Genomic DNA, 12,321 nt, shown 5'->3' with positions numbered 1-12,321 from the left:
CCTTTATCTCGTCATTAAAAGGCACGGCGACTGTCCAGCCCCGACAAGCATAAGACGAGCTGGATGGAAGGTTGATCTTTACCTTTCTAGCCTGATTGGCTTATGACCTCGAGGTGCTAGGAGCCGCAGCTGGATTGCAAAGGCGGTCCAGTCCATTCGGCGGTGAGCAAGGCGCTTCCGCTTTTCTTTTATGCGTGTTTGCTAAGAAGTTCAACAAGTGCTTCTTTCGGTTGGAAGCCAACAACCTTATCCACAACTTCTCCGTCTTTAAGTACTAGTAATGTTGGAATGCTCATCACACCGTATTTAGCTGCTGTTTCTTGATTTTCATCGACATCAAGCTTAACGATTTTTACTTTATCACCCATATCAGCATCAACTTCTTCTAATACTGGAGCAATCATTTTACATGGTCCGCACCATGGAGCCCAAAAATCTACAAGCACTGCGCCTGAACTAGTTTCGTTAGCAAAAGTTTGATCTGTCACATTTGTAATTGCCATATTCATTTCCTCCTAAAAAATTCAACTCAAATTCTAACGACAGTATATCATCGTTTATGTAATGATGCTATCAATTTGCTTCAAATTATAAATTCCCCTGAATGCCTCATTAATATGCAGAACATTTGCTGCCATACTTTTGCTAGACCATATACTATCTTATCTTATAACGAAAACGGACGGCACATGCCGCCCGTATAGCTATTAAGCATTAACTAAAATTTTTCGGAACTCTTCTGTCAGAAGCGGAACTACTTCAAATAGGTCGCCGACAATTCCGTAATCAGCTACTTTAAAGATATTCGCTTCTGGGTCTTTATTAATTGCAACGATCACCTTAGAATTAGACATTCCTGCAAGATGCTGAATCGCTCCTGAAATGCCACATGCAATATAAAGGTCAGGAGTAACTACTTTTCCTGTTTGACCGATTTGCAGAGAGTAGTCGCAATAATCTGCATCACACGCACCACGAGAGGCGCCAACTGCACCGTTTAAGACTTTTGCCAGCTCTTTTAAAGGTTCAAAACCTTCCTCGCTCTTCACTCCACGTCCGCCAGCGATTATTACCTTTGCTTCCGATAGATCAACACCTTCACTTGCTTTGCGCACAACTTCTTTAATAATTGTGCGAAGATCTTTAATATCTACAGATAGAGAAGAGGTCTCTCCAGATCTAGATTCGTCCTTTTCTAATGGGCTAATATTATTTGGACGAATCGTTGCAAAAACTAAACCATCTGTAACGATCTTCTTCTCAAATGCTTTACCAGAGTAGATTGGTCTAGTAAAGACTAAATTTCCTCCAGCCACTTCTAAGGCAGTCACGTCAGAAATTAAGCCTGAATTTAGTTTCGCTGCAACTTTAGGAGCTAGATCCTTTCCTAAAGATGTATGACCGAAAATTAAACCTTCTGGGCTTTCAGCATCTATAATTGCCATCAATGCTTGTGAATAGCCGTCAGGTGTATATTGCTTTAATTTTTCATTCTCAACTGTAATTACACGATCCGCACCATAGTGGATTAACTCTCCGGATAAAGCGTTTACAGAGTCGCCAATTAAAACACCGACAACTTCTCCGCCTTCAGATGCTGTTTTTGCTGCTGCTACTGCCTCAAACGAAACATTACGCAATGATCCATCACGGACCTCACCTAATACGATTATTTTTCTAGCCATTCGAGTTTTACCCCCTGCGTTCATATTCTTGAATATTCGATCAGACTACTTTCGCTTCTGTGTGGAGAAGATTAACAAGTTCTTTTACTTGATCTGCAAGCTCGCCTTCAAGCACTTTCCCTGCCTCTTTCTTCGGCGGCAAATAAATGTCAATTGTTTTTGTTTTCGCTTCTACATCATCTTCTTCTAGATCAAGATCATCAAGCTCAAGCTCATCAAGCGGCTTTTTCTTCGCTTTCATAATTCCTGGCAATGACGGATAACGAGGTTCGTTTAAGCCTTGTTGAGCTGTAACTAAGAGCGGCAGAGTCGTTTCGATAACTTCAGAGTCCCCCTCTACATCACGGACAACTATTGCATTTTTCCCATCAATATCCAGCTTTGTAATAGTCGTTACATAAGGGATGTTTAGAAGTTCAGCCACACGTGGTCCAACCTGTCCAGATCCACCGTCAATTGCAACATTGCCTGCAATGATTAAGTCCGCACCCTTATCCTTTAAATATTCAGAGAGAATTTTCGCAGTCGTAAATTGATCCCCATAATCTAAATCATCTTCTGTATTTATCAAAACAGCCTTATCTGCTCCCATTGCTAATGCCGTTCGCAGCTGTTTTTCGGTTTCTTCATTCCCCACAGAAACAACCGTTACTTCACCGCCTTGTGCATCACGCACTTGTATTGCTTCTTCGATTGCATACTCATCATACGGATTAATAATAAATTCGGCACCATCTTCGTTTATTTGCCCACCTGAAATCGTGATTTTTTCCTCTGTATCAAAGGTTCTTTTCATTAAAACATAGATGTTCATGATTTCCCTCCTAATTATAAAAAGTGGAAGCCCTGCACCAGAGACAGTAATTAAATTTACGTCCTCAAGTTTTAGAAGCTAGTAAGTGACAAATAGGAACATTTCACCACTTCGAAAGATTAAGATAATTTAATGCATAAAAAGAGATTAATATCCCCCATACAAATTATTATAATTGATTACTAGTTCTTTGAAAATGAATATTCATGCAATTTCTATTTGCCTGTAAAATTCGGTTCTCTTTTTTCAATAAAAGCAGAGATTCCTTCTTTTCCATCATTTGAAACGAACACTTCCCCAAAAAGCTCAGCTTCCTTTTTGACTCCTTCTTGAAACCTGTCCGTTTTAGTGTAATTTAATAGTTCAATTGCCGCTTTAATGGAAACTGGGCTTTTCTTGGCAATTTTCTTCGCCATTTTATAAGCATTTTCCAAAAGCTCACTTTCTGGATACGCATGGTTAGCCAACCCGTATTGAACAGCCTCTAGTCCTGTGATTGGATCACTTGTAAATAGCATTTCAGCAGCTCTGGCATCACCGACATATCGAGGCAAACGCTGAGTTCCTGCAAATCCAGGAATTAATCCAAGCTGCAGCTCTGGCAACCCAAGTTTCGCATTATCAGCAACCAGTCTAAAATGACACCCCATTGCGAGCTCTAAACCACCACCTAAAGCAGCCCCGTGAATTGCTGCAATGATCGGTTTTGGAAATCTTTCCATTCGTTCAAAAAGGTCTTGTCCATATGTAGACAATTTAGCAAATGCAGCGCCAGTTTCAATTGTAGTAAATTCTTTAATGTCAGCCCCTGCAGAAAAGAAGCGTCCCTCTCCATGAATCAAAACCACCCGAATATCGTCATTTGATTCAATTTCATCTAATACAGCCGATAATTCTTTTAACACTCCTGAAGAAAGAGCATTTGCAGGCGGCCTATTAATCGTAATCGTAGCAACCATATCTTGATAAGACCAATTTAAAAATTCCATTTCCATCCCCCTTTTTAACAATGCTAGCTCCTCATGAACCCGTTAAGAAGTAACTGGTGAACCGGGCCTGCTAAAGCTGTGATGTCATACTTTTGATCATTCATCACCCATGTGGTAGCTGTCTCGTCCATCGTACCAAAAATCATCTGCCTAGCCAACCGTATATCAAGAGTGGAAGAAAACTCACCGCTTTCTTTTCCATTCATTAAAATTTGTTCGATTAAGGCAAGATACCCCTTCAGTACTTCATTTATTTTATGACGGAGATCTTTGTTTGATTGTCTAAGTTCCAATTGGGTGACAATTGCCAGATGCCTGTCATCTGAAAGAATTTGAAAATGTGTTTCAACAATCATTCGCAATTTCTCTGCAGCTGATTCTATCCCTACAATTTTCTCTTCTGCCATTTCTACAAAATTACCCATTTTTTCTTGAAAGAGAGAGATTAATATATCTTCTTTATTCTTGAAATATAAGTAGATGGTTCCATCAGCTACACCAGCCTGTTTTGCAATCTTTGATACTTGAGCTTGGTGATAGCCATTTTCTGCGATAACAATAACAGCCGCATCAATGATTTGGCGATATTTCGGTTTATTCTTTTTCAAACTTTCCCTCCTCCAAGAAATGCGAAAGCGCCTTGATCACCACCGTACAAACTGAAAGGGCCTGTTCTTTCGATAAAGGAAACACGGTAAGCGGGAGCGAACCGATGTTGACTTATCGTAGGGAGAGGACCTGAAGTTTGATAGGTGATAGGCGCTGGAGCTGGACGCCAACTTGTTATAAAGTTATCCAACATTAGATTATTAATTTCCATAATCCGTAAAAAAACAAAAACGATTAAAGCAATTCCTTTGACCCTTACTATATGCTAGTGCCTTTGCCCTGTGTTAAAATTTGTTATTAATTTTCGCTACAGGAAACATCTACACAGCCTTACTTTTTAAAATATGAATGAATCATCATTCATATTTTTATAATAGTGTCCCTATTCATTTCTGTCAAGAAATTACGAGATAATTTTTATTATAGTCAACTTTATTTAAAATTACTACTGAAGCGAATATGGACAAGCCGATCTATTCAAAAATAAAGAGCCGATAAATCGGTCTCTGTTTTAAGCCCGCTTTTCTTGTTCAGATTGAATCCTCTTTTTATCTTCATCCACCAATGCTCTCCTCAGGATTTTACCTACCGCTGTTTTTGGGAGTTCATCACGGAATTCATAAATTCTAGGTGCCTTAAACGCTGCCAGATGCTTTCTTGCAAATTTGTTTAACTCTTCCTCACTAGCAGTAGCTCCATCTTTCAAAACAATATACGCCTTAACTGTTTCTCCGCGGTAAGGGTCTGGAACGCCAGCTGCAACAACTTCCTGCACGGCAGGATGTTCATAAAGCACCTCTTCAATTTCTCGGGGATAAATATTATAGCCACCGGCAATGATCATATCTTTCTTCCGATCAACAACATAGAAATAACCGTTATCATCCATATAACCAAGATCTCCTGTTAAAAGCCAGCCATCCCTTAATGTTTCAGCGGTATCCTCTGGTCGATTCCAATACCCTTTCATAACTTGCGGCCCTTTTACTGCTATTTCTCCTATTTCACCTGGAGGCAAGGATTCACCCGTTTCCATGGAAAAGATAGCAGCATCCGTATCTGGCCATGGTACACCAATGCTTCCTTTCACACGCGGTCGATCCCATAGGAAGTTTGCATGTGTAACAGGAGAGGATTCAGTTAGTCCGTACCCTTCAACAAGCTTTCCGCCAGTCACTTCTTCAAATTTCTGCTGGACTTCAACTGGCAGTGCAGCCGAGCCGCTAATACAAGAATCAATTGAAGATAGGTCATATTTTTTTAAATCAGGGTGGTTTAATAGACCAATATAAATGGTTGGTGCACCAGGAAATAATGTTGGGCGCTGTTTTTGAATCGTTTTAAGCGTAGTCTCTGCATCAAACTTCGGAAGCAATACCATTTTATTCGCATCCATCACGGATAAAATTAAAACGGTGGTCATTCCATAAACATGGAAGAACGGTAAAATTCCCAAAACAACTTCTTCTCCTGGTGTTGTTTTATACAACCACGCACGGCACATCGCAGCATTTGAAACAAGATTCCGATGTGTAAGCATCACACCTTTTGGAAATCCTGTCGTTCCGCCAGTATATTGTAATAAGGCTAAATCCTCTTCGAAATCAAAGTCATGCTCTTTTAGCTTCCGGTTTGGCTGTTTTAGTATTTCAGTCAATAAATGATGATTGCCTTCATGTTTAACATTTACAACAACTCCATACTGCTTTTTTTGGATAAATGGATAAATTAAGTTTTTTGGAAAAGGGAGGAAATCCTTGATAGCGGTTACAATTACATGCTGCAAATCTGTTTGAGCCATCACTTTTGTTACGCGTGGAAATAATATATCCATTGTGACTATTGCCTTTGCCCCTGAATCTTTCATCTGGTATTCCAGTTCACGTTCCATATAAAGCGGATTCGTTTGAACTACCACGCCTCCTGCGATTAATATTCCGTAATAGCTAATCACTGAGGCAGGCATATTCGGAAGCATTATGGCTACTCTGTCACCTTTTTCAATTCCTATTTCTTGCAAATATCCAGCAAATTTAATTGCAGATTCATAGATTTCATGAAAGGTAAATTCCTTGCCCATAAAGTGAATAGCAATTTTATTTGGATGCTCTTCTGCAGCCTTTTTTAAATAATCCTGGACTGACTGCCTTACATAATTCAAAGTTGAGGGGATTTCGTCCGGATAATTTTTAAGCCACGGCTTTTGTTCTAACATATTAGTCCCTCCTTTATACTAAGTAAATTTTTCGAACATTCAAACTGTTCGCTCCTATTATAATATAACGAAGATTACATGACAATTAGAATAAGCCTAAACGCTTATATGAAAAACGGAAACGCCTTGGTCATCACCGTACAAACTGGAAGGGCCTGTTCTTTCGATAAAGGAAACACGGTATCGTAGGGAGAGGACCTGAAGTTTGATAGGCGATAAGCGCTAGAGCAAGAAAATTCTCTATTTCCTAAGTTATGCTATCTAATCTAAATATATAAAAAAAATCGTCATATGAATATGACGATTTTTTTATATAAAGGTGTATCAAAGATTAGGCTTTAAAAAACACATAATAAGCGCCTAGCAGAACGAAAATACCGCATAATACAAATAATACTTTTGCTAATTTTTCCACGTAAAATGATCGCTCCTTAAGATAGCCCTGCACCAATAATATAGGACAAGCCTATTGAAATAATCATTGAAATGAATCCAACTGCTTTGTTATTGTTCTCAATTTCTTTGTCAATATTGAACTTCGGAGTTAAAAATTCAAATATGAAATACCCGATTAGCAATAGGATGAAACCAAAGACACCCCAGCTAATCATTGTAAACAAAGTATCATTATGCATGATAGAATGGCGGAAAATATTAGCAATACCAAATATTTTCCCGCCAGTTGCCATGGCAACTGCTATATTTCCATTCTTAATCTCTTCCCAGTTTTTATATTTCGTGACCAGTTCAAAAATAGCCAAAAAAACGATCATACAGAGGACAACAACACTAAAGTACCCTGCCGTTTGCACAAACTCATTTTCCCAAAATTGGTTCATACCCATTCTCCCCCGCCCAATTATTTAAATTCTACTACGGTGACACCGGAACCGCCTTCACCAGCTTCACCGAAGCGAATATTCTTAACTGCACGATGATTGCGTAAATATTCCTGGACTCCTTGTCTTAACGCACCCGTTCCTTTTCCGTGGATAATGGACACACGAGGGTAGGCAGCTAATAGTGCATCATCAATGTATTTTTCAACACGCAGCAAGGCATTTTCATATCGTTCACCTCTTAAATCTAACTCAAGGCTGACATGATAATCTCTGCCCTTTACAATCGCCATCGGTTTTGTTTCAACTGGTTTTGGACTCTTAATAAACTCTAAGTCCTTCTCCGCAACTTTCATTTTTAATATCCCTATTTGTACTTGCCACTCGTTGTCAGAGGTCTTTTCAATGAGATGTCCTTTTTGATCAAAGCTTAATACCTTTACTTCATCCCCTTTAGTAAAGGTGTGTTTTTCCTTCCCTTTTACAGGTTTTTTCGTTTTATTTATTTTTGGTGCCGCTTCTTCCAATCGTTTTTTTGCATCAATTAGTTCATGCTCTTTTATTTCTGCAGCTTTTTCAATGCGCATTTTCCTTAAGTCGCTAATTATTTTCTCTGCTTCCGCCTTTGCTTGATCAACAATTTCAGCAGCTTTTTCAGCAGCTTTCTCATGAAGAGTATCCTTCTGTTCATAAAACTCAATCATTTGCTTCTGCAAATCTTTATGAAGTTTCTCGGCACTCTTAAGGAATTCATTTGCTTCTTCCAGTTCAGCCTCGGCCATCCTTTTACTCTCTTCCAATGAGGCAATCATATTCTCAACCTGATTGCTATCTGCACTAATATATGAACGGGCAGTCTGAATCACCTCATTATTTAAACCAAGTCTCTTGGAGATTTCAAACGCATTGCTTCGCCCTGGGACGCCAATTAACAGTTTATATGTAGGACTTAATGTCTCAATATCAAATTCTACACTCGCGTTAATGACTCCTTCTCGGTTATATCCATATGCCTTCAATTCAGGGTAATGGGTTGTTGCGATTACCCTTGCTCCCCGTTTATACACTTCATCAAGGATTGAGATGGCAAGTGCAGCACCTTCTTGCGGATCTGTACCTGCTCCTAATTCATCAAAAAGAACAAGGCTGTTAAAATCCACTTTATTCAAGATACCAACGATATTCACCATATGTGATGAAAAGGTACTAAGGCTTTGTTCGATTGATTGTTCATCTCCAATATCCGCATAGACAGCCCCGAAAACTGCTATTTCAGACCCATCCAGTGCGGGAATCTGCAAGCCAGCTTGTGCCATTAACGTACATAAGCCAACCGTCTTTAATGTGACTGTTTTCCCGCCCGTATTTGGACCTGTAATAACAATGGTCGAAAAGTCTTTCCCTAATGTCACATCATTCGCCACTACCTCATCGATAGGAATAAGCGGATGGCGCGCTTTAAATAAAGAAATTCTTCCTTCATTATTTACTAATGGCTTCGAGCCTTTCATTCGTTTACTGTAACGTGCCTTAGCAAACATGAAATCAATTTCTGCCAGTACTTCAACAATCATTTCTAGTTCGGCACTTTCTTCAGCAACTTTCCCCGATAGTCCAATCAATATTCGCTCAACTTCCTGCTGTTCCTTCACACGTATTTCCTGCAGTTCGTTATTTAACTGGACAATCGACTGTGGTTCAATAAATAATGTTTGTCCTGAGGAACTTTGATCATGAACAATTCCGCCGTAATGTCCCTTATATTCCTGTTTAACCGGGATAACGAAACGATCATTTCGAATCGTAATAATCGCGTCAGATAGCATCTTCTGTGCATTTGAAGAACGAATCATACTTTCAAGCCGCTCGCGCACACGAGATTCCTTCGTACGTAATTGATTGCGAAGGGATCGAAGTGCTTCACTTGCACTATCAAGCACTTCTCCATTATCATCAATCGCGTTTCTTATTGTTGTTTCTAAATCAGCTAGAACATTGTAACTGCTCACATAATTTAACAAGATGGGAAGGCTGCTTCTTTCATCCACAAATTCTTCTATAAACCTTTTGATTTGCCTGCTTGCATGAATGGTACTCGCTACCTGGGTCAGTTCTTGCGGGCTTAACATTCCGCCAATTACGGATCTTTTCACATGCGGACGGATATCAAATATCCCTCCAAGAGGCACATTTCCTTTTATACGCAGTACCTTTACTGCCTCATCTGTTTCCTCTTGCCAGCGTACTACTTCTTCATAGTCAGTAGACGGCATTAAGCTTTCCGCTTTTCTTTTTCCTAGTGACGACGACACATGCTCAACTAGCTGATCCTTCACTTTATGAAATTCAAGTACTCTTAAAATACGTTCCTGCATGAGGATTTTTCCTCCTATTCCATTCACTCTTGCTTTCTCGACAAAAATGACAATAATTCTTCTGTATCCATGGCATTAAGGACAGAACTTTTCTTTATCCACCCTTTTTTTGCTGTAGAAACCCCGATGCTCATGTGCTTCAATGTTTCTATTTTATGCGCATCCGTATTAATAACAATTTTTACTCCGGCAGCTTGTGCCTTTTGAATATACACAGGTGCGAGATCTAAACGATTGGGATTTGCATTTAGTTCAAGAACCGTATTCGTTTCTTTTGCCAGTTCTATTAGCATATCGATATCTACTTCATAGCCATCTCTAATGCCAATTTTCCGTCCAGTAGGATGGGCGATAATATGAACATGAGTGTTCCTCATTGCTTTTTTTAATCGCGCCATTATTTTTTCCTTTGATTGTGAAAATGCAGAGTGGATTGATGCAATCACTAGATCCATCTCAGCAAGTAGCTCATCATCATAATCAAGTGACCCATCAGGCAAAATATCCATTTCTACACCTGATAAAATGGTAATCTCTTCATACTGTTCATTCAAACGTCTAATTTCTTCCTTTTGCTTTCTTAGCCTTTCTGCGGTAAGTCCATTGGCAACCTTTAAGTATTGGGAATGGTCAGTAATTGCCATATATTTATAGCCTTTTTGGATGCAGGCTTTCACCATTTCCTCAATGGATGCAGCCCCATCACTCCAGGTTGAGTGCATATGCAAATCACCCTTTATATCAGCAAGAGAAATTATACCATAAGCCTCACTGTACTCATCAACTTCTTTTCCATCTTCCCTCACCTCAGGAGGTATGAGAGGGAGTCCGAAATGGCGGTAAAATGCTTCCTCTGATGAAAAGGTTACTATCTCACCTGTTTCAATAACCTCCACCCCATATTCACTAATTTTTTCGCCCCGTTCCTTTGCCAGCTGCCTCATGCGCACATTATGCTCTTTTGAGCCCGTGAAATGGTGAAGGGTTGTGCTAAATTCATACGGCTTAACTAGACGAAAATCTACAGATATATCATAGCTGTATTCAAAAAGAACAGAGACCTTTGTATCACCAGCTGCGATTGTTTCTTTTATATTTGCAAGCTTTAATAACTGGTCCCTTACCGCGGAAGGATTTTTTGTTGCGATAATGAAATCTAAGTCCTTTATGGTTTCTCTCATTCTTCGTAAGCTGCCTGCCCGCGAAAACTTCTCGATTTCGTTTATGTTCTGTAACTGGTTTTCTATCTCTTCAGCAATTGGCAGCATATAAGCGATTGGAAGTCTTTCCGGTCTTGTTCCGGTATTCCGAAGAGCAGCAAGTATCTTTTCTTCCGACTTCTTTCCAAATCCGGTAAGCGCTTGCACTTGTCCTTTAAGGCATGCCTCCTCTAAGTCTGCAGCATTCTCAATCCCTAGTTCTTTATTTAGCTTTGCAATTTTCTTGCCGCCTAATCCCTGAAGCTGGAGGAGCGGAATCAGCCCCTTTGGAACCGCTTCCTTCAGTTCTTTCAAAACAGTAGATTTTCCTTCATTTATATACTCGATAATCACTGCAGATGTGCCCTTTCCGATCCCTGGCAGCTTTGTAAAATCTTCTATTTCATTTAAACTTTCATCATTTGCTTCAAGTGCGGCAGCCGCTTTTCGAAATGCTGCTGTTTTAAATGTATTTTCTCCTTTAAGTTCCATATAAACAGCTATAGTTTCCAATAGCCGAATCACGTCTTTTTTATCTATCACAGAAAGCACCTACCTTTATTGACGAACTCTTTTTAAATATTGTTTTCTCTATTATAGGTTGTCATACTTTCACGAGAATCGCCATTAAAAAGAAAACTTCTCTATTACAGAGAAGTTACTCAACCTATATATTCGATCCACATCTCTTTAATTTGCTGTGAAAATATTGGTGTATGTTTAATAATTCCTTTTGCCATAAATGAATCATTTAAATGGATTTGAATGATTTCTACTGGTACGAGTGCAGCTATGTATAATAAAATAAACATGATAAGATAGACTTCTACAAATCCTAAAATGCCTCCTGCCCAAACATTTAATTGTTTCAGGACTGGCAGGTTTGAAACAAAATCAAGCATACTGCCAATAATTTGGAGAACAATTTTCACAGCAATAAAAATTGCGACATAGGCAATAGCGCGATAGTAGGCATCTTCTAGATTAATTTGATCAAATAACATTTGAAAGGCAGTTTGATCACCAAAGCTTGGATAAGGAATCCATAAGGTTAGCTTTGGAGCGAGTTTCTCATAATACATAGTCGCTACGATAAATGCAAGAATGAAACCTATTAAATGAATGACTTGAAGGATAAAGCCCCTTTTTAAACCAATAAAAAAACCAAAAACTAAAATAATAATAATTGCGAGATCCAGCATGACTTATTCAGTCCTTTACTCTTTTTAATTCATTTTCAAGCTGTTCTATACGGTCCATCGCCTTAATATAATCATTAACTATATTGACTGCTGTTAATACGGCGAGTTTACTGCTGTCGAGGGAGGGATTCTTCGAGCTGATTTCACGCATTTTTTCATCAACCATCGAAGCTACGAGGCGAATATGGCCGGGGCTTTCAGTACCTATTATGATATACTGCGTTCCATATATATCAACACTTGTACGGTTTTTTTGTATATCTGACAACATTTATGCCCCCAATCTTAAGAATCCTACACAATATCATAACATGAACATAAAAACGTGGGAAGTAGAAGCTCGTCATAACTTAATAGAATCTGGCGGTCTAGAAGGACGAAATGTATGTTGGCA

11 protein-coding genes are annotated in these 12,321 nt (G+C 39.1%); all 11 read right to left on the bottom strand.

Translation table 11 applies throughout. The features are described from left to right. Window positions 1–188: 188 nt before the first annotated feature. Entirely contained in the window at window positions 189–503 is a 315-nt protein-coding gene (gene trxA / locus RUH74_RS13070; protein ID WP_313800769.1) for a thioredoxin, read from the bottom strand. A 204-nt stretch (window positions 504–707) separates the two neighbouring features. After that, entirely contained in the window at window positions 708–1,685 is a 978-nt protein-coding gene (locus RUH74_RS13065; protein ID WP_313800748.1) for an electron transfer flavoprotein subunit alpha/FixB family protein, read from the bottom strand. Between the two features lie 40 nt (window positions 1,686–1,725). After that, window positions 1,726–2,499 (bottom strand): electron transfer flavoprotein subunit beta/FixA family protein, encoded by a 774-nt coding sequence (locus tag RUH74_RS13060; protein ID WP_313800747.1) that lies wholly within the window; start codon window positions 2,497–2,499, stop codon window positions 1,726–1,728. Between the two features lie 215 nt (window positions 2,500–2,714). Next, complete coding sequence (locus tag RUH74_RS13055) at window positions 2,715–3,488, bottom strand: enoyl-CoA hydratase (protein ID WP_313800746.1); 774 nt, start codon at window positions 3,486–3,488, stop codon at window positions 2,715–2,717. A gap of 23 nt (window positions 3,489–3,511) precedes the next feature. Further along, window positions 3,512–4,096, bottom strand: a complete 585-nt coding sequence (locus RUH74_RS13050) for a fatty acid metabolism transcriptional regulator FadR (RefSeq protein WP_313800745.1) — start codon at window positions 4,094–4,096, stop codon at window positions 3,512–3,514. Between the two features lie 512 nt (window positions 4,097–4,608). After that, window positions 4,609–6,312, bottom strand: a complete 1,704-nt coding sequence (locus RUH74_RS13045; RefSeq protein WP_313800744.1) for a long-chain-fatty-acid--CoA ligase — start codon at window positions 6,310–6,312, stop codon at window positions 4,609–4,611. A gap of 431 nt (window positions 6,313–6,743) precedes the next feature. Continuing rightward, window positions 6,744–7,151, bottom strand: a complete 408-nt coding sequence (locus RUH74_RS13040; RefSeq protein WP_313800743.1) for a DUF350 domain-containing protein — start codon at window positions 7,149–7,151, stop codon at window positions 6,744–6,746. 20 nt (window positions 7,152–7,171) lie between these two features. Then, on the bottom strand, window positions 7,172–9,526 hold the full coding sequence (locus RUH74_RS13035; RefSeq protein ID WP_313800742.1) for an endonuclease MutS2: 2,355 nt from the start codon (window positions 9,524–9,526) through the stop codon (window positions 7,172–7,174). 23 nt (window positions 9,527–9,549) lie between these two features. Next, on the bottom strand, window positions 9,550–11,268 hold the full coding sequence (gene polX, locus RUH74_RS13030) for a DNA polymerase/3'-5' exonuclease PolX (RefSeq protein ID WP_313800741.1): 1,719 nt from the start codon (window positions 11,266–11,268) through the stop codon (window positions 9,550–9,552). 119 nt (window positions 11,269–11,387) lie between these two features. Continuing rightward, window positions 11,388–11,927 (bottom strand): CvpA family protein, encoded by a 540-nt coding sequence (locus tag RUH74_RS13025; RefSeq protein WP_313800740.1) that lies wholly within the window; start codon window positions 11,925–11,927, stop codon window positions 11,388–11,390. A gap of 7 nt (window positions 11,928–11,934) precedes the next feature. Continuing rightward, window positions 11,935–12,195, bottom strand: a complete 261-nt coding sequence (zapA, locus tag RUH74_RS13020; RefSeq protein ID WP_313800768.1) for a cell division protein ZapA — start codon at window positions 12,193–12,195, stop codon at window positions 11,935–11,937. Window positions 12,196–12,321: the final 126 nt, after the last annotated feature.

The organism is Cytobacillus sp. (assembly GCF_032154635.1).
Lineage (GTDB): Bacteria > Bacillota > Bacilli > Bacillales > Cytobacillaceae > Cytobacillus.
Note: the sequence above shows the minus strand (reverse complement) of the source record. Positions and strands in the feature narration are given on the sequence as shown.